We start from the raw sequence: 20,942 nt of genomic DNA on the forward strand, positions 1-20,942 counted from the left end.
GGCACCGCACGCCGACCGGCAGCGCTCTTGAGGAACGCCTTGAACGAGGTATTTCCACTGACTTCTACCACTGTCCGGACGACCTTCGAAACGCTAGGCAACACTGTGCCGCACCTGCACACTCGCCTGTTGCCGCGCTTCGTCGAGGATCCAGCACCAGGACGGCCGTTCCCCCTCTTGCCACAGGACGGTTCCGAAACCCAGATCACCCAGGCCCAGCTAGCCGAGGATGCGGCTGCCCTTCGGAACCTCCTGAGCTGACCCAGCACGACGCCACGGCAAGAGGCCCGACTCGCTTTTGAGCCGCTGCGCGTGTGTTCAGAGTTTCTTTTCTTCATCAAGGGCGGCCCCTGCGGGGCCGCCTGCCCGCTGTTTCCCTGGCCGGGGCAGCGGGACCCCGGGCATGCGTCCTGGCGGCCGGTCCCGGCGCCCGCGCCCCGGCCACACGGGAAGGCAGGCGGCCCCGCACCGCCAGAAGGAGCCCACGCTCAGGCGCAAAGAGATGTCCTCGCCGGACGGGCAGGCCAACAGGATGAGGGGGAAAGCCACATCGGCTGCGGTTCGGTCGTGGCTGCTCTGTCCTCACCCCATCGACCTCCACAGGGGCTATCAGCCCGCGTCAAGGGGGCAAGCTTGAGTGCCGGCATGTCCCGCTGACATCGCCGGTTGCCCCCCTTGACACGAGCTGATGAGGGCTACGCCAGGTCGACGGGTGAGGACAGAGGCCCTCCCTTGCAGGAGACAGCGCCAGGCGTCTCGACGTTTCGGCCGTGGCCTCGCGCACAGGGCGTGGGTGACGCAGTTGCTAGCGATCAGGAAAATCGTTCACGATGCTCGCCATGTCCGGAACGGCGGTGTCTGATAAAAGCAGGGTGCGATGACTGGACTTTCCCCCGAGTGGGTTATCGTGGCGGGGATGCTCGGCGGAGCTGCATTTGTCGCATTTAGCAAGCCCCTTGCCAAGATCAGCGCTCGAAATGCGAAGAGCTACTACAAAAACATGTCGTACCAGCAGGCCGACCGCTGGATGCGCACACACCAGTACGGCTTCATCGTAGGGGGATCCCTATTTGTTGCCCTTGGAGTCCTGTACTTCTCCGGGCTCTTGCCCGAACCCGGGTAGGACTCAGGCAGTGGCGGTCCCAGGAAGCAGCAAAAAGTAAGCATCACGACCACCAGCGGCCGACATCCAGCGACACAGAACAGCAGGTAAGCCGCACCAGGCGACACGGGCTAACACAAGAAAACCCCAGGTCAGCGGCCGATCACGCCGTTCACACCGAAGAGGTCACTGGTTCGATCCCAGTATCGCCCACAGAACGAAGACCCTGGTCAGAACTCCAACCGGAGAAATGACCAGGGTCTTTTTCATTCACCGTCCCGGATCAGCGAATCCATTTCGCCTTCTCGGATGGGGGTTCGCGGAATCCGATCTCACCGCAGGAATTGCGAGGTCTAGCGCGTGGTGGTGGACGTTCTCACCGCGCGCAGCATCAGTCGGACCGCGGCGACGTGGCCGCCCGAGGCGAGCAGTGCGGCGCGGTAGGCGCGCCCGGTCAGTCCGTGGAAGTTCGCGTACGAGCGTGCGACGAGCACCGTTGATCCGTCCTGCTCCGGTGGGGCGGTGAGCTCGAAGCGGAGCAGATAGGTCGCGAACCGGTGCCGCCCCGCGAGATCCAGTCGCTGGTGCGGCTCTTCGGCCGTCACGGCGAAGCCGTTCGGCGGGTTCGCACCGAGGACCCACGCGATGGGCTTCCCCCGGCGGAGGATCTTCTCCGACTGGTCCAGCACGGCCTGCCACACCCGGTCCCGGGACGCAGGGATCAGGACGTGGTGGTCGTCGAGGTGCGCGGGCTCCTGCGTCATGCACCGAGTATCGCGCGAAGCCTCCCGCGGCCGTGGGCAGTCGTGGGTCTGAACCGACCGGGCACAACGAACATCGATCCTGAACGGTTCGGACCACAACCGTCCCGTGGGGCTCAACCGAGAATCGTGAACTTCTCGCGGGTTTCGCGTTCTGATGCCGCACGAAGCAGAACGCTTCCGTGTCGCACGCCGTAACACGGACTTGTGAACATGGAACTCTGCCCGCGCCGCCGCTGAGATCAGTGCGGATCATCGCGGGCATGGTCCAGGCGAGCGCTGAGCGGCAAGCAGGAACGACGACCCGCACCTGGTCGAAGCACGCGCGGTTGACCGCGGTCGTGCTCATGTCCGCGTTGGCCGGGGGGCTGCTGTTCCTGATCGCACGTCGCGGGCTCGGTGACGACGCGTACATCACCGTCGATTACGCCCGCAATCTCGCCTTCTTCGGGCACTGGGGGGTCATCCCGACCCAGACGGCGAACACCGCCACGTCACCGCTGCAGGTCTGGTCGCTCGCGCTGCTCACGGCCGTCTCCGGTGCGCCGGTCACGGCGGTGGGGTTGCTGCTGGTGATCACGACGGCCGCCTCGGGCTTCTGGCTCCACCGGATCGCGGAGCTGACCGGGCTGCCGCGACGGGTCCTGCCCCTGCTCGGCGTGGCGCTGCTGGTGTCGAACCCGCTGCTGGCCTCGACGGTCGGCATGGAGACCTATCTCGGGATCGCCCTGCTGATCGGGTTGGTGCGGCACGCCCTGGCGGGGAACTGGGTCGCCACGGGTGTCGTCGCCGGTGCGATGGTCTTGACCCGCCCCGATTTCGCGATCATCGACCTGGCCGTCGTGCTGACCATCCCCGCGTCTCGTCGTCGCGTCCTGCGCAGTGCACTGGTGGCTTCAGCGATCGCCCTGCCGTGGCACGTGGTGAGCTGGTTCGCCCTGGGGTCGGCGCTTCCGGACACGCTGCTGACCCGGATGGGCGAGTCCTGGGGAGCGACCTACGCCACCGGTCTCGCCTGGTACTTCCAGCACTGGAAAGCGGCGATCGGTGTGACCGTCCTGCTCCTGCTGTGCGGGCTCGCGGCTGCCTGCTGGGCGTGGTCGGCGAGGACGAACCCGCGCAGCACCGGTCCTGCCCAGGCGACGTTGGGCTTCGCCGCCGGCGGTGCCGCCCACGCGATGGCGTTCGCGCTGCTCGCACCGCCGCCTGCCCACTGGTACTACGGTCCGGTGATCGCCGGGTTCGGCCTCGCTTCAGCGGTCGCGGTGTCGGCTCTCGTGCGCCGACGCGGAAGCCTCGTGCTCGCCGCCGCGACGCTGCCCGTGCTGTTCGCGCTCAGCGTCGACATCGGGCACGGGCTCCCGTGGAGCACGGCGCCCATCAACGGCAACTGGGCCACCGCGACCCAGTACCAGCGCATGGCCGAATCCATTTCCGCTGAGAAACCCGGGGCGACGGTCGTGAGCCCCGCCGAGGTGGGAACGCTCGCCTACTTCTGCGAATGCCAGATCGTCGATGACCTGTCCGACCCCGGCCGCACCGCGAAGTACATCTCCGAGCAGCTCGACCGGGCCGGGCCGTTGACCCGGACCCTGCTGTCGCTCAACTACCTGCATCGAGCCCCGGCTGAACCGATTCCCGCCGAGTACCACATGGAGTGGGAGAACCAGCGCGCCGACGGGCCTGATCAGTGGCCGGCGCGGTTGCCCACCGACCCGGACGCGCAAGTGCGAATCCGGCTCGTGCCCTTCCACGTTCAGTGAGCGTCGGTCTTCGATCATTGGAGCACCACTGTCCTCAGGGGACGATGACTGCACCAGAAAACGTGAATGTGTCGGAGTTTTCGCGTTCTGCGGGTGAAGGCGATCACCTTTCGCGTGGTTGTTGATCGAAATGCCGCGGGCATACGAATGCCCGAGCGGTCGGTCGCCACCTGCGCTGCAACTCTGCGCTCATGATTGCCACGGATCTTTCAGTCGTACCGACCCAGCGGCGACCGGAACCGGCGCAGCGAGATCGTCTGGAGTGGTGGGCCGCCGGCTTCGGGGCCGCGGCCGGTGCGGTTCTGATCCTGCTCGCGCATCGGGCGCTGGCCGACGACGCCTGGATCACCCTCACCTACGTCCGCAACCTCGCCGAGCACGGGCACTGGGGTCTCCTGCTCGACCAGACCTCCAACACGCAGACCTCGCCGCTGAACGCCTGGCTGCTGACCGCGATCTTCTGGGCGGTCAGGAGTCCCGCGGTCGCGGTCGGGGTGCTGCTGGCGGTCACGCTCGCGATCACCGGCTGGTGGTCGGCGCGGCTGGCGCGGCGGATCGGGGCTTCCGCTGCCATGCCGTTCGCGGCGGTGGCGCTGCTCGTGACCACGCCGCTGGTGGTGTCCACGATCGGGCTGGAGACCTACCTCGGGATCGCGGTGCTGGTCGGGGTGGGGCACCACGCCCTCGCGGGCCGGTCGTGGGCGACCGGAGCGCTGTGGGGTCTGGCGGTGCTGTGCCGGCCCGATCTCGTGGTACCCGCGGGTGTGCTCGTCGCGGTGCTGCTCCGGCGGAATCGGTTTCGAGCGGCCGCGATCGGGGCGCTGCTCGCCCTGCTGTGGCACGTGTGGTCGTGGTTTCGCCTCGGCGGTTTCATCCCGGACACCACGTTCATCAAGGTGTCCGAACCCGGTTCGCCCACGATGCTCACCGCTCCCCTCGAACTCTTCGCGCGCTACTACCCGGTGAGCACCGCGCTCACCGCCGTCGCGGTCGGAGCCGGGCTCTGCGGCGGGATCTGGGCTTGGCACCACCGCCGATCGACCTGGGCGCGGGTGGCGCTGGCGTTCCTGCTCGCGGGGTGGGCGCACTGGGCGGCGCTGCTGAGCATCGGCGCGTATCCGCAAGCCTGGTACTTCGCACCGCTGGTGGCCTGTTCCGCGATGACCGCGTCGATCGTCATCGCCGAGGTCGGTGGCGTGCTCTGCTGCGCGGGAACCGCGCTGCTCGCGGCGTTCTCCCTCGTCTCCGCCGGTCCGGCGCCGTGGGCGGCGATGCCGCTGGTGTTCAACATGGCGCGCAGCGACCAGTACCTGGCGATCGGCGCTGAGATTCCCGCGCTCACGGGCGGGAACCGGGTTCGCGGGCCCGGCGAGATCGGGGCGCTCGCCTACGGTTCGGGCGGTCTCGTCGTCGACCACTTCGGAGACCGGGGACTGATCGAGATCCTGCTCGACCGGCGCCAAGAGCGGTCCGGCGCCGTGGGCGAGGGCCTGCTGCGGCTGAACTCGCTGCACCAGCAGGACGCGAGCCCGCCGCGCCTCGACTACGAACTCCACTTCGCGTCGATCCTCCCGGACCCGCCCGGCCGGCTCATCAAGACCTGGCCGATCGACCTGCCCGCCCGAGGCCAGGACCAGCTCGTACTGGTCGAGCGCTAGAGCGGTCCCTCTCGGAGAACTCGTCTCGCGGCGCCGTTCTCGAGGATCGTCCTCATTCCGCGGGAGCGATCTCTCTAGGATGCGGCGAGGAAAACGCCGCAGGCGGAGGAGATCCCCGGTGAGTGACGACGAGAACCAGACCAACCCCTGGCATTGGTACGAGTACGAAGTCGGACTGGCCGGTGAGATCGCGCGCGCGTGCGTTCGCGCCCTGACCTCGTTCCTGATCGGCCTGGGATGCGCCTTCGCGCTGATCATGGGCGTGGGCTTGCTCGCCGAGGAGGACCTGCTCGATGATCCCGGCCTCGAGGAGGCCATCGACCACCTCAGCCGCATGAGCATGGGAGTGCTGCTGGCGTTCGTGCTGGTCGCGTGCGCAGTCGGCGCGGTGGCGAGCTTCCTGCGGGAGTCGACCACGTCGAAGGCCATCGTCAACGCGGCCGCGCGAGGCGCGTCCCGCTACGCCGTTCCTTCGCCCGACCAGGTTCGGTCCATCACCGGAAAACCCGCCGAGGCGCTCGCCCTCTTCGGCTGGGCGAACGCAGTCCTGGCCGGCGGGCTGGGGGTGATCGGGCTGATCGTGGTGCTCGTGGACGGGGACGACGCCGAGAGCGCGCTGATCTTCTCGCTCATCACCGGCTACGCCTTGCTCATGGCCTTCGTCGGGTATGCCGGCACCCATCTGCTCACCCCGGCGCACGAACGCCGCCATGCCCTGATCGCCGCGCATTGGAGCTCGAACGACGAAGGGCACGCCTGGAAGCAGGTGGAGCACGCGCGTCGCGACGGTGCGAGCAAGAAGACTCCGCCCAGGCCGTCGATCGCGAAGCGGTGCCTCTACGGTGCCGGGGGTCTCTGGCTCGGGGGTGTCCTCGCGCTGCAGCTGTCGCTGTTGACGCGGTGCGCGGGCACTTCGGGGGGCGGGAAGTACGAGTGCGAGGGGGCCACCTACTCCTCGCCGGTGGAGACCCTGATCGCCGGGGGCATCTGGATCTTCGCGCTGCTGATCACCTCGGGCATGCTGCTCGCGGCCATCGGCGTGCTGTTCGACTGGAAGCAGCGCGGGTCCGAACGCGCCGAGCTGCGCACGAGGTTGGCCGACCCGAGCTCCGACCGCCCGGCCGAGGACCTGCTGGCCCACCACTCGCAGCGGCAGACGCATCCGCTGGCGCGCGTCGGCGCGACGATGTCCGGTGCGGGCCTGGTGTTCAGCACGTCCTCCTACCTGATCGGCAAGGGGCTGGGACTGGGCTCGGAGGACGTCTTCGCCGCCTACCGCACCGAATCGCTCGTCGCGATGGTCGTTTCGGCGGTCATGTTCGTCGCGGCCCTGCTCGGCACCGGCATCGTCAACGTGCGCGGTCGCGAACTCCGCAACGCCCTCATGGAGCGCTGGCCCTCTCCCACGGCCTGGGAGGCCGGTGGCGACGGGAAGGTGCAGCGCGCCAAGCGCGGTCCCGCGCTGCACGGCTCGCGGGAGGTCGGCACGAACAAGACCTCGGGCCCGCGGTGAGTCCTCTCCCCGGACGGCGCTGACTCAGCGCCCGCTGAGCAGGCAGAACTCGTTGCCCTCCGGGTCGGCGAGGACCACCCAGGTGACGTCGGGCGACTGGCCGACGTCCACGCGGCGGGCGCCGAGGGATTCCAGGCGCCGCAGTTCGTCGGCGGTGGAGCGGTCCTCGGCGCGGAGGTCGAGGTGCAGGCGGTTCTTGGTGGTCTTGGGCTCGGGCACCTCGAAGACGTCGATGCGCGGCCACGCACCGTCGGCGGGGCCGATCGTGACGCCGTCCTCCTCCCGGTCGACGACGTGCCAACCGAGCACGTCGCACCAGAAAGCGGCCACCTTCTCGGCGTCGTGGGCATCGATGGCGACAGCGGCCAGCCGACTGGACATGCGCCGAGTATGACCATCGGACCCCGGAACCGCACTCGAATTCCGTTGCGGCCGAAGCCCCCAGGGCCGAATGATGTCGGGCATGGACGAGATCGCGATCCGGCCCGCCGGGCCCGGTGATGTGGTGTTCCTCGAGGACATGCTGGTGGAGGCGGCGAACACGCCCAGCCATCCGGGCCGGAGCCGCGCTGAGGCGCTCGCCGAACCCGCCGTCGCGCACTACGTCGAAGGGTGGCCGCGCGCAACCGATCTGGGAGTCGTGGCGGAGCGCTCCGCCCGCCCGATCGGGGCCGCGTGGCTGCGGTACTTCGACGAGACCGCGCCCGCCTACGGATTCGTCGCCCCGGACGTCCCGGAGCTGGCGATCGGTGTCGATGCCGCGAGCCGCGGCATCGGAGTCGGCCGAAGGCTGCTGCGAGCGCTCGTCGACGCCGCGAGAGCGCAGGGCATCGCCCGGATCAGCCTCAGCGTCGAGCGCGCGAACCCGGCCGCGCGGCTCTACGCGACCGAGGGTTTCACCGTCGTGGACCGCCGCGAGCACGCAGACACCATGCTGCTGACCCTCTGATCGGACAGCAGAAGAGACGACGCGTGCGTCCTCTGGATCTGATCAACCGGTCGACCTGACGAGCTCAAGTGCGGAATGGCCTGCGCCTCCGGCGTTCGGTCAGGTCGCGTAGTGGTCCGTGGCGTTGATCAGGGCGTCGAGGATTCCCGGTTCGTCGTAGGCGTGGCCCGCGTCGGGGATGATCCGCAGGTCGGCCTCCGGCCAGGCTTCGGCGAGTTCGAAGGCCGTGAACGGCGGGGTGATGACGTCGTAGCGGCCTTGGGCGATGGTGCCCGGGATGCCGTGCAGGCGGTGGGCGTTGGCGAGGATCTGGCCTTCGGCGAGCCAGGCGCCGTGCACGAAGTAGTGGGTTTCGATGCGGGCGAAGGCCGCGGCGAACGCGGGGTCGCCGAAGTTCTCGACGAGTTCCGGGCGCGGCAGCAGGCCGATCAGGTGCGCCTCCCAGCGGCTCCAGGCGATGGCGGCGCGTTCGCGGACCTCGTCGTCGGGGTCGTGCAGCATCCGGTGGTAGGCGCGCAGCACGTCGTCCCGCTCGGATTCGGGCACCACCGCGAGCAGGTCCTCCCAGCGGTCGGGGAACAGGTTGGCGGCGCCGCCCGCGTAGAGCCAGTCGAGCTCGGACCGGCGGCAGGTGAACACGCCGCGGAGCACCAGTTCGGTGACGCGCTCGGGGTGGGTCTCGGCGTAGGTCAGCGCCAGGGTGCTGCCCCACGAACCGCCCAGGACCAGCCACGACTCGATGCCGAGGTGCTCGCGGAGGCGCTCGATGTCGGCGACCAGGTGCCAGGTGGTGTTGCTGCTCAAGTCGGCGCCGAGGGCTCCCGCGTCGGGGGTGCTGCGACCGCATCCGCGCTGGTCGAACAGCACGATCCGGTAGGCGTCGGGGTCGAAGAGGCCGCGGTGGGCCGGCGAGCAGCCGCCGCCCGGGCCGCCGTGCAGGAACACCGCGGGCTTCCCGTTCGGGTTGCCGCTCTCCTCCCAGTGGATGAGGTTGCCGTTGCCGACGTCGAGGTGGCCTGAGGCGTGAGGTTCCCGCTGCGGGTGGAGATCGCGCATGAACGCCATCGTGCCCCAGCGGTCGGCGGCGCGGGGATGATTTTCGCGGCTGCGGGGGCGGGCCGGCTGGAACTTCCTGGAGAACGGCCGATGATGCCGATGCCCTCACGCCGTGCCGCATCGCGCCCGCATCATCAGCACCGTTTCGTCGACTACGCGGCTCACCGGGGGTCGATCAGCAGCATCGCCGGCGGTGGACTGCTGCTGGGGCCGGCGTGGCGACCGGGCGCCGCTGCGGCGTGAGGGAGCGGGCCGGTCCTCGCGCCCGGAGTCCGTCAGAGGCGACGGACTCCTTCCAGGACCGCTTCCAGGAGTTGGCGATTGGGGCGCTGGGCTTGACGGGACGCCTTGTCCGTGACGAGGTCACCGCGGTCGATCAGGTCCGACACCAGGACCTTGGCGACCACGATGGGCGTGTCCAGATGCGCGGCGACCTCGGCGATGGACATCGGGCGCACGCACAGGCGCAGGATCTCCTCGTGCTCGACGGAAATTCCGCTGCGATCGGCACCGCTCCACGACGTCAGCAGCTGCGTGGCTACGTCGAGTTCCGGTCGTGCCGGGCGGGTGCGACCGTGCACCATGGCATACGGTCGCACCAGCGGCCCGGACTCCTCGTCCAGCCAGAGCTGGCCGTCTTCAGACATGGCCGCGCCTTCACTGCTGGCGCAGCTGCGACACGGCATCCACCCTCGGGGCCGAGCTCAGGTACTCGCCGACACGGATCACCATCAGGTTCATCTCGTAGGCGATCATGCCCACGTCCGCGTTCTCGTCGCCGAGCAGCGCCATGCACGCACCGGCACCCGCCGCGGTGACGAACAGGAACGCGGTGTCCAGTTCCACCACGGTCTGCCGGACGCCACCGCCGCCGAAGTGCCTGCCGGTCTCCTTGGCCAGGCTCTGCAACGCGGAGGCCATGGCCGCCAGGTGGTCGGCGTCTTGCGGGGTCAGTCCCTCGGACCTCGCCAGCAGCAGCCCGTCACCGGAGAGCACCACCCCGTCGCGGGCGCCCACGACCCGGTTGACCAGGTCGTCCAACAACCAGTTCAGGTCATCGTCAGAACCGATCTGTTCGCTCATTCCTGCGCTGCTCCTCGAATCGTCGGGTCAAGATCGGTCGCGGCCGCCGGCCCGGCGCGCATCCAGGGTTCCGCGTTGGAACGCCGACATGGTGCCACGGGTCCGCTCCGGCTGGAGCGCCGCAGTGTCCTGCGCAACTCCGCCGTCGGGTTCGTCGCGCAACTGCGGGGCCAGGTTCTGCTGGCGGTCGCGGCGCGGCAACTTCGGCCGTTCGGCGTCGGGATCGTCCGACGGGAAGCGCGGTTCGACATCGGCCACGGGCTCCTCGATCGCGGCCACCGGAGCGGTCCGCGCCTCGCGGACCACCGACTGCCCGGTGGCGCGCTCTCGGGCCTTCTCGGCCAGCTGCGACATGCTCTGCTTGTCGCCCTGCGCCGCCTCTTCGGCGACGATGTGCGGGGGCAGCAGCACGAACGCCACCGTGCCCTGCTCCTCGGCCTCGCGGAGGTCGACCTCGATGCCCCGGCGGGCCGCCAGGCGAGCGACCACGAACAACCCGAGCCGGGAGTCCCCGCGACGCGTGATGTCCTCGAAGCGCGGCGTGGTGGCCATCAGGACGTTGGCCTCGTCGCGGTCGGCGGGCCGCATGCCCAGCCCCTCGTCCTCGATCTGGATCAGCACGCCGCGCGGCGTGTCGCTGCTGTAGACCTGGACCTGCGAACGCGGCGGCGAGTAGGACGTGGCGTTGTCCATCAGCTCGGCGAGCAGGTGGATCACGTCGCCGACCGCGGCGCCGACCAGCGAGATCTCGGGCGCGGCGTGCACCCGGATCCGGTAGTAGTGCTCGGTTTCGGCGACCGCGGAGCGGATCACGTCGATCAGGCGCACCGGCTTGCGCCACTGCCTGCCCGGCTTCTCGCCCGCCAGGATGATCAGGTTCTCGGCGTTGCGCCGGGACCGGGTCGCGAGGTGGTCGAGCTGGAAGAGGCCTTCCAGCCGTTCCGGGTGCTCCTCGCTGCGCTCCATCTTGTCCAGGGTCTTGAGCTGGCGGTGCACCAAGCCCTGGTTGCGGTGCGCGATGCCGAGGAAGACCTTGTTGGCGCCTTCCTTGGCCTGGTTCTCCTTCACCGCGGCGACGACAGCGGTGTGGTGGGCGGTGTTGAACGCGTCGGCGACCTGGCCGATCTCGTCGGCGCCGTAGTTCAGCGGGGTCAGCTCGGCTTCGATGTCGAGCTCCTCGCCGTGCTCGAGCCGCTCCATCACGTTGGGCAGCCGCTCGGTGGCCAGCAGCAGGGTGTCGTCGCGCAGCCTCTCCAGGCGCCGGACGAGCACCCGGTTGACCAGCACTCGCGCGTTGCGAGCGGCCAGCAGGATGCCCAGCAGCATCGCGGCGAGCGCGACGAGGCTGCCGACGATCACGCCGATGAGGTGCCCGCTGGCGTTGCTGACGGCCATCAGCGCGCCGGAGCGGACCTGCTCGACGGCGACGGCCGCGAGGTCGCCGGCGACCTGAGCGGTGCTCTGCCGCCAGGCGGCCTCGTCGACGGCGAAGCGGCCGGGACGCTGCGGCGGGTGCTCGATGAGCTGGTCCTCCAGCTCGGCGACGCGCGCCCAGGCAGGACCTGACCGAAGCCGCTCGGCGATGTCTCCCGCGCGCGGCTCGGCGGCGGGGACCTCGGCTTCGAGGGTGTTGCGGTAGGAGCCGACGAGCTGGGCGAACTCGAGGTGGGCGGCGGTGCTGAACTCGCCGTCGGCGAGCGCGGTGGTGCCGAGCGAGGCCGCGCGGGACATCTGGTCGGCGGCGCGGAACAGCTCGGTGCCCACGTGCCCGGCGTGGCCGCTCTCGGTGTCGGCGACGGTCTCGGTGTAGGACTCGAACACGTCGAGCCCGGCGTCGAGGACCTCGTTGTAGTAGTTCAGGGCCTCGGTGCGGCCGGCCTGACCGGATTCGGCGCGCTGCCGCTGCTTGGGCAGCTGGGCGAGCAGTCCGTCCAACGACCTGATCTTGCCCGCGATCTCCGGGGAGGCGGATTCGGCGGCGACCCGCAGCGTGCGGCGCATCTCGGCGACGGTGCGGTCGGTCTTGGGCCGCTGGGCCGCCAGGGCGGTCGGATCGGCTCCTCGGCCGCTGAGCCGGTCGACGACCAGCCGCCGCTCCTCCTGCAGGGCCGCGAACGCGTCGGCCGTCGGGAGCGCCGCGTCGCGGATCTCGGTGGCGACCACGCGGGAGTGGAAGCCCTGGTAGATCGGCACCGCCGAGAACGCCAGCCAGATGGCCAGCAGGATGATGCTGGGCGCCAGCCCGACGCGGGTCAGGCGGGCCCGGATCGTCTTGTGCTCACTACCCGAACTGCTCCGCGTCACAGCGCCTCGTAACCGTCGAACCGGTCGCGGTTCGGCGCACGTTCGCCGGAATCGCGACTCAACTCAGCAGGGCTCCGCGACCGGGGATGCGGCGCGGAATTCGGCATCAGCATGAGGCATGCGAGTCTGAAACTCACTGCTCGTGACCAAGCCGATACCACTGTCAGCGTCGAACTTCGTTCGCCCGACAGGATGAATGAACCCTAGCACAGGGTGATCTTGAGTCCGATGAACGTCACCTCCCGTTCAATCCCGAGAAACGGGCGAGAAAGGACCATGTGGACATTTCGAAACATCGATCCTGGAATCCGCGCATCCGAGCGCGCAGGATGGCGGTATGACCAACGACGTGGCGATCATCGGCGGCGGGATCGTGGGTCTGGCCACGGCGCACGCGCTCATCGAGCAGCAGCCCGCCCGCCGGATCACGGTGCTGGACAAGGAACGTCACTGGGGCGCGCACCAGACCGGGCACAACTCCGGTGTCATCCACAGTGGACTCTACTACCCGCCGGGCAGCGAGAAGGCGCGGTTCGCGCGGGCCGGCGGTGAAGCGATGTACCGCTTCTGCACCGATCACGGAATCCCCGTGCGGCGCACCGGAAAAGTGGTGGTCGCCACCTCGATCGATCAACTGCCCCGACTCGCCGAACTGCAACGGCGCGGCACCGCCAACGGCGTGCAGGTCAGCGAGCTCGACCAGATCGGACTGCGCGAACGCGAACCCCACGTGCGCGGGGTGCGGGCGCTGCACGTCCCGGACGCGGGCATCACCGACTTCGCGGCGGTCAGCGAGAAGCTGGCCGAGCTCCTCGCCGAGCGCGGCGTCGACCTGCGACCCGCCACCGAGCTGCTCGGAGTCCGCCGCGACGGCTCCGACCTGGTCCTGCTCACCGACCGGGGCGAGATCCGCACCCGCCGGGCGGTCAACTGCGCGGGACTGCACAGCGACGCCGTCGCCGAGCTCGCCGGGACCACGCCGCCCGCCCGCGTCCTGCCGTTCCGCGGCGAGTACTACGAGACCACGTCCTTCAGCCGCGACCTGGTCAACTCGCTGGTCTACCCGGTTCCGGACCCCGCGTTCCCGTTCCTGGGCGTGCACCTGACCCGCATGATCGACGGCAGCCTGCACGTGGGCCCGAACGCGGTTCCGGCGCTCTCCCGCGAGGGCTACCGCTGGGGCGCGATCTCGCCGTCGCACCTGCAGCGCCTGGCCACCGACCCGGGACTGCGGGTGCTGGCCAAGAAGTACTGGCGCACCGGAGCGGCCGAGATCGCCCGCTCCGCCCTGAAACCCCTGTTCCTGCGGGCCGCCCGCACCCTGCTGCCCGACCTGCGCGGTCACCACCTGCTGCGCGCCGAGGCCGGCGTGCGCGCACAGGCCGTCACCCCCGACGGCACCCTCGTCGACGACTTCCTGGTGGTGGAGGACGAGAACTGGGTCCACGTCCTCAACGCCCCCTCCCCCGCCGCGACGGCCTCCCTGCTGATCGGCAAGGACATCGCCGCCCGGCTGCGATCCCGGGAGTGAGCGCGCTCAGTCCCGGGTCTGGGTGAGGTCTTCGAGGTATTCCTGCAGGGTCTTGCCGAGGAGGTAGGCGTCGGCGGGGGCGACCATGGTGAAGGTGTCGTCCGGCGATTCCGGGATGACCGCCGAGCGGCCGGTGGTCGAGTGCCGGATCTCGATGCCGTGGCGCCAGCGCTGGAACTCGCCGCCCCCGTCCCGGTAGGCGACCGACAGCCGGGCGTCGGTGTCGTCGGCGCGGGCCAGCAGGTCGGCCACGGCCCGGGCGTCGTCGGTGGGGACCTCGCGCTGCTTGAGCTCGTAGGCGAGCCAGTCCGCGGCCTGGTCCCGCTCCGCGGCCTCCGCCCTCGCTTCGGCGAGTTCGCGCGTGGGGACCGTGACCTCGCAGCCCTCTGCGGGTTCGCGCTTGGGCAGGCACGCGACGAGCGCGGGCCAGGGAGCGTCCGGGCGGACGACCTCGGCGGTCACGCCCTCGCCGCACACCCGGACCCGCACTCCCCCGCCGTCGCCGACCGCGACGACCGCGCGCAGCTCGGGTTCGTCGGGGACGCGCACCTCGGCCAGGCCGAAGACCGACGCGCGCGCCAGCGTGCTCGCCACCTCCCGCCACTGCTCGGACACGTCACCGGGTTCCGGTGCGACGCCCAGGAATTCGGCCACCTCGTCGGTCACGTCGCTCAGCAGCGCGGCTAACTCGCGCAGTCCGCACTGCACCGCCTCAGTCCTCCTCCGGCTGCGCGACGCGGCGGACGATGCCGGCCAGCGCGCTGCTGACGAGGGACACGATCAGCGCGCCCCAGAAGGCCGCCCAGAAGCCGTCGACGTGGAACGGCAGGTCGAGCTCGCCCGCGAGGTAGCTGGTCAGCCAGAACAGCAGGCCGTTGACGACCAGCCCGAACAGCCCCAGCGTCAGGACGTAGAGCAGGCAGCCGAGCGTTTTGGCGATCGGCTTGAGCACCAGGTTGACCAGGCCGAAGATCACCGAGACGGCCAGCAGCGTCAGGACCTTCGTGGTGGTGTCCTCGCCGGAGAGGTCGATCCCCGGCAGCGCGGTGGTGATCCAGACCGCGACCATCGTGATCAAGATGTGCAACAGCAGCCCCACGGCGCCTCCCTAGTCGATCTACCGGAAACGCTACCGCCGAACGCGCGCTCGGGTCAGTCGAACAGCGTCCCCACGAGGTCGAGGGCGTCGGCGCGGGTGCGGGTGCGCGCTTCGAGGAACCGGTAGACCAGGCCCTGCCGCAGGCCCCACGGGCAGATCTCCAGTTCCGGGAGCTCCAGCGATTCCATGATCACCTCGGCGACGATCGCGCCGGCCAGGATGCGCCTGCCCCTGCTGCGGGAGACCCCGGGCAGCTTCGCGCGCTGCTCGTGGTCGAGCTCGGCGAGCCGGGGGATCCACCGCGACAGGCGCTTGAGGCGCAGCCGGTGCGGTCGGCGGGCCAGCTCGTCCGGCGAGCTCTCGGTGAGCACCGCGAGCTGCCGCAGCACCTTCGACAGCGCCAGCGGGTGACCGCCCTCCACCCGGCGCAGGGCTTTCGGGATCGTGGCGTGCAGCTCGTGGCGCAGGTCGGCGAGCTGCGCGGGCGTCGGCGGGTCGTCGGGCAGGAACTGCCTGGTCAACCGAGCGGCGCCGTGCTGGAGCGAGACGACCAGGTCGGGGTCGGTGCCCGTTCCCGTCGCGACGTCGAGCGTGCCGCCGCCGATGTCCACCGTGGTCATCGCCCGCCCGCTGCGGCCGTGCCAGCGGCGGGCCGCGTGGTAGGCGACGGCGGCCTCGTCGCGCGGGGTGAGCACGCCGATGCGCACGCCTGCCGCCTCGCCGAGGCGCTTGCGCAGCCGAGCGCCGTTGCTCGCGTCGCGCACCGCCGAGGTCCCGTAGGCGATCAGCGCCTCGGTCGGCTTGTCGGACGCGGCGCTCACGCAGTGCCGCACCGCGCGTTCGGCGTCGGCGATGCCCTCCTCGGTGACCCGGCCGTCGAGCAGGGTGTGCTCGGCGAGCCGGGTGCGGGACTTGACGCTCCAGGTGGCGCGGGGCATCCGCGGGCTGGCGAGGTCGACGATGTCCAGACGGGCCGCGGCGGAACCGATGTCGAGCATGGCGAGTCTCATGACGAAGTCACAGCCTTGATGAACGACATGCCAACAGCATGGGCATGGCAGACGTCGCGCGACAAAATCGCCGCGTCTCTTTGCGAGGTGCATCACATGACGCGACGGTGCGGGCGGACTCCCCGCCGGGACGTACTCGGCGGTAACCTCGCCTGCAGACCTCGGCGGTGTCGCCGCGACCCGCCGCCGCCGGACCCGGAAGGAACGGCCGATGCGCATCGGGATGCCGCTGAACTACAGCGGAGGCTTCAAGGAAACCGTCGACGACCTGGCGACCTACGAGAAGGCCGGGCTGGACATCGTCTACGTCCCGGAGGCGTACTCCTTCGACGCGGTCAGCCAGATGGGCTTCATCGCCGCCAAGACCGAGCGGCTGGAGATCGCCTCCGGGATCCTCCAGATCTACACCCGCACGCCCACCCTGACGGCGATGACCGCGGCCGGCATGGACTTCGTCTCCGACGGGCGGTTCACCCTCGGCATCGGGGCCTCGGGACCGCAGGTCATCGAGGGCTTCCACGGCGTGCCGTACCACGCACCGCTGGGCCGGACCCGGGAGATCGTCGACATCTGCCGGCAGGTGTGGCGCCGGGAGAAGGTGGAGCACAGCGGCAAGCACTACAACATCCCGCTGCCCGCCGAGCAGGGCACGGGCCTGGGCAAGCCGCTGAAGCTGATCAACCACCCGGTGCGCGAGCGGATCCCGATCCTCATCGCCGCGATCGGCCCGAAGAACGTCGAGATGGTCGCCGAGATCGCCGAGGGCTGGGAGCCGATCTTCTTCCTGCCCGAGCGCGCCGGTGACGTCTGGGGCGAGCCGCTGGCCGCCGGCAAGGCCAAGCGCGACGCCTCGCTCCCGCCGCTGGACGTCGTCGCGCAGGCGCCGCTGGCCATCGGCGAAGGCCTGGAGGACCTGGTCGACTTCGTGCGCCCGATGGTCGCCCTCTACGTCGGCGGCATGGGGGCCAAGGGCAAGAACTTCTACAACAACCTCGCCCGCCGCTACGGCTACGAGGCCGAAGCCGAGGAGATCCAGAACCTCTACCTCGACGGCAAGAAGGACGAGGCCGCCGCGGCCGTGCCGCGCGACCTGCTGGAGAAGATCTCGCTCATCGGCACCGAGTCGCACGTCAAGGAGCGGCTGGCGGCGATGAAGGAAGCCGGCGTCACCACCCTCAACGTGACGCCCTTCGCCGGCGACGCCCCGGGCCGCGCCAAGCTCATCGAGCAGGTCAAGACCCTCGCCGAGGACATCTGACCCACGACGCGAACGGGGCCCGAGGTGACCAACGCGCCACCCCGGGCCCCGTCCCGTCTCACCCCCGACTTCCACTGAAAACCGGTCCCCGACTTCCACTGAAGTCCGGTTCCCGGTTTCAGCGGAAGTCCAGTCCTCGATCTTCGTGGGCGTCCGGTGCCTGATTTCCACTGAAATCGGGGTTCTGAGTTCCACTGAAATCGGGAACCCTTGCGGGGGTCAGGCTTCGGCCGGGGTGTGGGCCGGAGACGGTTGCTTGGTGTGGGTTTCGCGCAGGTAGAACGCTGCGGCGAAGGTGCACAGCGACATCGCCAGCAGGAACACCGAGACCGCCGCCGAGGTGCCGGTGGCGGCCAGCAGCGCGGTCATGATGAACGGCGTCCCGCCGCTGACCAGGATCGCCGCCAGCTGGTAGGCCAGCGACGCGCCGGAGTAGCGGACCCTGGGGTGGAACAGCTCGCTGAGGTAGGCGGCGAGCGGGCCGTAGGTCATGCTCTGCCCGACGCTGCCGATGCACCCGGCCAGCGCGATGAGCCAGATCGACGCGGTGTCGATCAGCCAGAAGAACGGGAACGACCACAGCGCGAGCATCCCGGCCCCGATCAGGATCATCGGGCGGCGGCCCAGCCGGTCGGACCACGAACCGGAGAAGAAGATCACGAAGATGCCGACCAGCGAGGTCAGCAGCGTGACGCCGAGCAGCTGCTGACGGGGCAGGCCGAGCTCACGGGTGCCGTAGTCGAGCAGGCCGGAGATCCCGATGTAGAAGAACGTGTTCGTGGCGAACAGGAGTCCGGCACCCAGGAGCACGCTGCGCTTGTGGTCGCGCAGGACCTCCATCAGCGGCGCCTTGATGACCTTCTTCTCCTGGCGCTCCTGCAGCTCCTGGAACACCGGGGTGTCCTCGATCTTGAGCTGGATGTAGAGCACGACCGGCGCGAGCACCGCGCTGAACAGGAACGGCAGCCGCCATCCCCACGACAGGAACGCCTCCTGGCTCATCATCGCGCCGACGCCGAGGAAGGCGAGGTTGCCGAAGATGACGCCGAACGGCACGCCCATCTGACCGAACGTGCCCGCCATGCCTCGCTTGCCGCTCGCGCTGTTCTCGGTGAGCAGCAGCACGATGCCGCCCCACTGCCCGCCGACCGCGATGCCCTGCAGGAATCGCAGCGTCACCAGCAGGATCGGGGCCGCGACTCCGATGGTGCCCGCGCCGGGCAGCACGCCGATGAGGAACGTCGCCGTGCCCATCATGATCAGGCAGGTCACGACCGCGGGTTTGCGGCCGATCTTGTCGCCGAGGTGACCGAAGACCAGGCCACCGATGGGGCGGGCGACGAACCCGGCCCAGAACGTCGCGAAGGACAGCAGCACGCCGATCAGTGGCGTGGCGTTCGGGAAGAACTGCGTGCCGAACACCAGCGCGGCCGCGGTGGCGTAGATGAAGAAGTCGTACCACTCGATGGAACTGGCGATCAGCGCCGCGCCGAGCAGCTTCTTCGGCGTTCTGGGTGGTTCTTGAGCAGTCATCGAAAGACTCCCTTGCCTTAGGACCAGACCGACCGGTTGGTATGACTGTGATGTCCGTCTCGTCCAGAGTCAAGGGGCAATCTTCGGCCGGTCAGCCCTCGTTGAGCACCCGGATCGGGGAACCCGCCGCGAAGGCCTTCACGTCCTCGACGGTCTCGACGAAGAACGCCTGGTAGGTGTCGTCGGTGACGTAGCCGATGTGCGGGGTCAGGACCGTGCGCGGCGTGTCGCGCCACGGGTCGTCGACGGGCAGCGGCTCGGTGCCGTAGACGTCGATTCCGGCGCCGGCGATCCGGCCCTCGCGCAGCGCGGTGCGCAGCGCGTCCTCGTCGACGATCGGGCCGCGCGAGGTGTTGATCAGGTACGCGGTGGGCTTCATCAGCGCCAGCTCGTCGGCTCCCACCAGACCCCGGGACCGCTTGCTCAGCACCAGGTGGACGCTGAGCACGTCGGACCGCTCGAACAGCTCGTCCTTGCCGACCAGCCGCGCACCGACCTCGGCCGCGCGCTGCTCGGTGAGGTTGCTGCTCCAGGCGATCACGTCCATGCCGAACGCACGACCGACGGTGGCCATGTGCGAGCCGAGCCGCCCGAGCCCGAGCACGCCGAGGGTCTTGCCGCCGAGCTCCACGCCCACGCCGGTCTGCCAGCCCCCGGTGCGGATCCGCCGGTCCTGCCCGGGGATGTCGCGCAGCAGCGCGAAGATCAGCCCCCACGCCAGTTCGGAGGTCGCCGCCCAACCGCGCCCGCTGCCGGTCCCGGACACCACCACGCCGTGCTCGCGCGCCGCGTCCAGGTCGATCGAGGCGTTGCGCATGCCGGTGGTGACCAGCAGCTTCAGGTTCGGCAGCCGGCTGATCACCTCGCGCGGGAAGCGGGTGCGCTCGCGCATCGCGGCGATCACGTCGAACGGCTCCAGCCGCGCCACGAGCTCGTCGACGTCGGCGATGTGCTCGGTGAACACCTCGACGTCGAGCCCGTCCCAGTCGGCGTAGCTGCGGGCGACGTCCTGGTAGTCGTCGAGCACTGCGATCCGCATGTCAACCCTCCGCTTTCGGCTCCGGCATCACGGGACGGCGAAAATCCTACGCAGGTGATCGCATTCGACGGGGGTGGCGCGAGACACTGGGCCACGTGACCGGATCGACCGTGCTGCACCTGCTGCCGTTGAGCACCTTCCACAACGACCGCGACCAGCCCATCACAGCCGCGAGCCTGACCTCGCAGGGCTTCGTGCACTGCTCCCCCGACGTGCCCACCACGCTGGCCGTGGCCAACAACCTCTACAGCGACGTCGAGGAACCGATGGTCGCCGTCGAGCTGGACCCGGAGCGGCTGTCCGCGCCGGTGCGCTGGGAGGCCGCCGACCCGGCGCCACCGCCCGGGGTGTCCGACGAGGCGCTGTTCCCGCACGTCTACGGCCCGCTGGACCGCGAGTCGGTGATCGGCATCCGCTACGCGCGCCGCGACGTCAAGGGCCGCTTCCTGTCGCTGGAGTCGCGCAGCCGCACCGCGGAGGAGTTCGACCTGCTGCCGCACCCCGAGGGAGGCTGGTACCGGCGGACGTGGGCCAGTCAGGTCGAGGTCGAGCGGCCCAACGGCACCCGGCCGACCGCGACCACGATCTACTTCCTGCTCCCGCCCGGCCAGCACTCGGCGTGGCACGTGGTGGCCTCCGACGAGGTGTGGCTGTGGCATCGCGGCGGCCCGCTGACGCTGCACCTGGGCGGCACGGGGGCGAGGCCCTCCGATCACCCCGAGCAGCTGGTGCTGGGCGCCGGTGCGGGTCAGACCCCGCAGGCGGTGATCCCGGCCGGGACCTGGCAGTGCGCTTCCGCCGCCGCCACGGTCGAATCGCTGGTCACGTGCGTGGTGTCGCCGGGGTTCGACTTCGCCGATTTCGAGGTGGTGTAGGCGGGTCGAAGGAGGAGTGCTGCGCCCCCGGCCGGCGCATCGCTCCCGGGCCTCCCGCGACGACGACCTCACCGCGCGGGCCGCGGACCGTGGCGACGACCGCGGCCGCCGCCGGGAGGAACGCTCCCCGGGCCAGCAGCGCCGCGCGATGCCTGCGGTAGGCGGCGACGAGACCGCGCTGGTGGTCGCGATGCCTGCCTCGGCGTGTCGTGCCGGAGCCGAGCATGCCTCGCTCCACCCACGACATCACGATCGAGAAGCCCAGAACCATCCCGATGCCGATGCCCGCCGCTCCGGCGAACCCGGTCAATGAATTCAGCACCGGCAACACCCCCGAAACCTAAGCCGGTTCGCGCCCATCGGTTGCCCGCGCGACGCCACCCGGTACCCCGGTCGGGTCGGCGGCCT

General features: G+C 70.0%; 20 protein-coding genes. 8 read left to right on the top strand and 12 right to left on the bottom strand.

Annotated features, from left to right (window positions below; all coding sequences use genetic code 11):
• The first annotated feature begins 877 nt into the window (after positions 1-877).
• Positions 878-1,123, top strand: coding sequence for a hypothetical protein (locus KBO27_RS11785; protein WP_210970027.1), 246 nt, complete (start codon positions 878-880; stop codon positions 1,121-1,123).
• Positions 1,124-1,455: 332 nt separating this feature from the next.
• On the opposite strand, the gene KBO27_RS11790 is transcribed toward KBO27_RS11785, so the two are convergent.
• On the bottom strand, positions 1,456-1,866 hold the full coding sequence (locus tag KBO27_RS11790) for a hypothetical protein (RefSeq protein WP_210970028.1): 411 nt from the start codon (positions 1,864-1,866) through the stop codon (positions 1,456-1,458).
• Between the two features lie 260 nt (positions 1,867-2,126).
• Between KBO27_RS11790 and KBO27_RS11795 the strand changes: the two genes are divergently transcribed.
• The 3 genes from KBO27_RS11795 to KBO27_RS11805 all read left to right on the top strand — a co-directional run bounded on the left by KBO27_RS11795 (position 2,127) and on the right by KBO27_RS11805 (position 6,797).
• Positions 2,127-3,626 carry a glycosyltransferase family protein gene (locus KBO27_RS11795; RefSeq protein ID WP_210970029.1) on the top strand — a complete coding sequence of 500 codons (1,500 nt, stop codon included), beginning with the start codon at positions 2,127-2,129 and terminating at the stop codon, positions 3,624-3,626.
• A gap of 191 nt (positions 3,627-3,817) precedes the next feature.
• A complete protein-coding gene (locus KBO27_RS11800; RefSeq protein WP_210970030.1) occupies positions 3,818-5,284 on the top strand; it encodes a hypothetical protein in 1,467 nt (488 codons plus the stop codon).
• A 118-nt stretch (positions 5,285-5,402) separates the two neighbouring features.
• Complete coding sequence (locus KBO27_RS11805) at positions 5,403-6,797, top strand: hypothetical protein (protein ID WP_210970031.1); 1,395 nt, start codon at positions 5,403-5,405, stop codon at positions 6,795-6,797.
• Positions 6,798-6,821: 24 nt separating this feature from the next.
• Here KBO27_RS11805 and KBO27_RS11810 read toward each other — a convergent pair whose 3' ends face one another.
• Entirely contained in the window at positions 6,822-7,178 is a 357-nt protein-coding gene (locus KBO27_RS11810) for a VOC family protein (RefSeq protein ID WP_210970032.1), read from the bottom strand.
• Positions 7,179-7,260: 82 nt separating this feature from the next.
• On the opposite strand from KBO27_RS11810, the gene KBO27_RS11815 reads away from it, so the two are divergent.
• Positions 7,261-7,746, top strand: coding sequence for a GNAT family N-acetyltransferase (locus KBO27_RS11815; RefSeq protein ID WP_210970033.1), 486 nt, complete (start codon positions 7,261-7,263; stop codon positions 7,744-7,746).
• A 99-nt stretch (positions 7,747-7,845) separates the two neighbouring features.
• On the opposite strand, the gene pip is transcribed toward KBO27_RS11815, so the two are convergent.
• The 4 genes from pip to KBO27_RS11835 form a co-directional block, all read right to left on the bottom strand.
• Positions 7,846-8,802 (bottom strand): prolyl aminopeptidase, encoded by a 957-nt coding sequence (gene pip / locus KBO27_RS11820; RefSeq protein ID WP_246536896.1) that lies wholly within the window; start codon positions 8,800-8,802, stop codon positions 7,846-7,848.
• 275 nt (positions 8,803-9,077) lie between these two features.
• The gene (locus tag KBO27_RS11825; RefSeq protein ID WP_132679533.1) at positions 9,078-9,449 is read right to left on the bottom strand and encodes a DUF742 domain-containing protein; all 372 of its coding nucleotides are present in this window, start codon (positions 9,447-9,449) and stop codon (positions 9,078-9,080) included.
• Between the two features lie 10 nt (positions 9,450-9,459).
• Positions 9,460-9,885 carry a roadblock/LC7 domain-containing protein gene (locus KBO27_RS11830; RefSeq protein ID WP_132623067.1) on the bottom strand — a complete coding sequence of 142 codons (426 nt, stop codon included), beginning with the start codon at positions 9,883-9,885 and terminating at the stop codon, positions 9,460-9,462.
• Positions 9,886-9,912: 27 nt separating this feature from the next.
• Entirely contained in the window at positions 9,913-12,189 is a 2,277-nt protein-coding gene (locus KBO27_RS11835; RefSeq protein WP_307870363.1) for a sensor histidine kinase, read from the bottom strand.
• Between the two features lie 337 nt (positions 12,190-12,526).
• Between KBO27_RS11835 and lhgD the strand changes: the two genes are divergently transcribed.
• Positions 12,527-13,720 (top strand): L-2-hydroxyglutarate dehydrogenase, encoded by a 1,194-nt coding sequence (gene lhgD, locus KBO27_RS11840; RefSeq protein WP_210970035.1) that lies wholly within the window; start codon positions 12,527-12,529, stop codon positions 13,718-13,720.
• A 6-nt stretch (positions 13,721-13,726) separates the two neighbouring features.
• Here the strand turns inward: lhgD and KBO27_RS11845 are convergent, their stop codons facing one another.
• From KBO27_RS11845 to KBO27_RS11855, 3 genes are read right to left on the bottom strand one after another with little or no spacing between them, the layout of a single operon-like run.
• Positions 13,727-14,428, bottom strand: a complete 702-nt coding sequence (locus KBO27_RS11845) for an ESX secretion-associated protein EspG (RefSeq protein ID WP_210970036.1) — start codon at positions 14,426-14,428, stop codon at positions 13,727-13,729.
• 4 nt (positions 14,429-14,432) lie between these two features.
• The gene (locus KBO27_RS11850) at positions 14,433-14,819 is read right to left on the bottom strand and encodes a phage holin family protein (RefSeq protein WP_210970037.1); all 387 of its coding nucleotides are present in this window, start codon (positions 14,817-14,819) and stop codon (positions 14,433-14,435) included.
• 53 nt (positions 14,820-14,872) lie between these two features.
• Positions 14,873-15,829: a Ppx/GppA phosphatase family protein gene (locus KBO27_RS11855; protein ID WP_210970038.1), complete on the bottom strand. Its 957-nt coding sequence runs from the start codon at positions 15,827-15,829 to the stop codon at positions 14,873-14,875.
• 211 nt (positions 15,830-16,040) lie between these two features.
• On the opposite strand from KBO27_RS11855, the gene KBO27_RS11860 reads away from it, so the two are divergent.
• Complete coding sequence (locus KBO27_RS11860; RefSeq protein WP_210970039.1) at positions 16,041-17,087, top strand: LLM class F420-dependent oxidoreductase; 1,047 nt, start codon at positions 16,041-16,043, stop codon at positions 17,085-17,087.
• 219 nt (positions 17,088-17,306) lie between these two features.
• Here KBO27_RS11860 and KBO27_RS11865 read toward each other — a convergent pair whose 3' ends face one another.
• Together KBO27_RS11865 and KBO27_RS11870 are read right to left on the bottom strand one after the other, a co-directional pair.
• A complete protein-coding gene (locus KBO27_RS11865) occupies positions 17,307-18,620 on the bottom strand; it encodes an MFS transporter (protein WP_210970040.1) in 1,314 nt (437 codons plus the stop codon).
• 91 nt (positions 18,621-18,711) lie between these two features.
• Complete coding sequence (locus KBO27_RS11870; RefSeq protein WP_210970041.1) at positions 18,712-19,659, bottom strand: D-2-hydroxyacid dehydrogenase family protein; 948 nt, start codon at positions 19,657-19,659, stop codon at positions 18,712-18,714.
• 95 nt (positions 19,660-19,754) lie between these two features.
• On the opposite strand from KBO27_RS11870, the gene KBO27_RS11875 reads away from it, so the two are divergent.
• Entirely contained in the window at positions 19,755-20,534 is a 780-nt protein-coding gene (locus KBO27_RS11875) for a cupin domain-containing protein (protein ID WP_210970042.1), read from the top strand.
• Here KBO27_RS11875 and KBO27_RS11880 read toward each other — a convergent pair.
• Positions 20,482-20,856 (bottom strand): hypothetical protein, encoded by a 375-nt coding sequence (locus KBO27_RS11880; RefSeq protein WP_210970043.1) that lies wholly within the window; start codon positions 20,854-20,856, stop codon positions 20,482-20,484. The genes KBO27_RS11875 and KBO27_RS11880 overlap by 53 nt on opposite strands.
• Between the last annotated feature and the right edge of the window lie 86 nt (positions 20,857-20,942).

Origin of the sequence: Saccharopolyspora endophytica (genome assembly GCF_018070075.1) — a bacterium.
Taxonomy (GTDB): Bacteria; Actinomycetota; Actinomycetes; order Mycobacteriales; family Pseudonocardiaceae; genus Saccharopolyspora; species Saccharopolyspora endophytica.

Excerpts from the sequence above, each read along its gene's own strand:
- KBO27_RS11785 (WP_210970027.1), top strand. The coding sequence starts at position 878 with ATGACTGGACTTTCCCCCGAGTGGGTTATCGTGGCGGGGATGCTCGGC.
- KBO27_RS11790 (WP_210970028.1), bottom strand. The coding sequence starts at position 1,866 with ATGACGCAGGAGCCCGCGCACCTCGACGACCACCACGTCCTGATCCCT.
- KBO27_RS11795 (WP_210970029.1), top strand. The coding sequence starts at position 2,127 with ATGGTCCAGGCGAGCGCTGAGCGGCAAGCAGGAACGACGACCCGCACC.
- KBO27_RS11800 (WP_210970030.1), top strand. The coding sequence starts at position 3,818 with ATGATTGCCACGGATCTTTCAGTCGTACCGACCCAGCGGCGACCGGAA.
- KBO27_RS11810 (WP_210970032.1), bottom strand. The coding sequence starts at position 7,178 with ATGTCCAGTCGGCTGGCCGCTGTCGCCATCGATGCCCACGACGCCGAG.
- KBO27_RS11815 (WP_210970033.1), top strand. The coding sequence starts at position 7,261 with ATGGACGAGATCGCGATCCGGCCCGCCGGGCCCGGTGATGTGGTGTTC.
- pip (WP_246536896.1), bottom strand. The coding sequence starts at position 8,802 with ATGCGCGATCTCCACCCGCAGCGGGAACCTCACGCCTCAGGCCACCTC.
- KBO27_RS11825 (WP_132679533.1), bottom strand. The coding sequence starts at position 9,449 with ATGTCTGAAGACGGCCAGCTCTGGCTGGACGAGGAGTCCGGGCCGCTG.
- KBO27_RS11830 (WP_132623067.1), bottom strand. The coding sequence starts at position 9,885 with ATGAGCGAACAGATCGGTTCTGACGATGACCTGAACTGGTTGTTGGAC.
- lhgD (WP_210970035.1), top strand. The coding sequence starts at position 12,527 with ATGACCAACGACGTGGCGATCATCGGCGGCGGGATCGTGGGTCTGGCC.
- KBO27_RS11855 (WP_210970038.1), bottom strand. The coding sequence starts at position 15,829 with ATGAGACTCGCCATGCTCGACATCGGTTCCGCCGCGGCCCGTCTGGAC.
- KBO27_RS11860 (WP_210970039.1), top strand. The coding sequence starts at position 16,041 with ATGCGCATCGGGATGCCGCTGAACTACAGCGGAGGCTTCAAGGAAACC.
- KBO27_RS11865 (WP_210970040.1), bottom strand. The coding sequence starts at position 18,620 with ATGACTGCTCAAGAACCACCCAGAACGCCGAAGAAGCTGCTCGGCGCG.
- KBO27_RS11870 (WP_210970041.1), bottom strand. The coding sequence starts at position 19,659 with ATGCGGATCGCAGTGCTCGACGACTACCAGGACGTCGCCCGCAGCTAC.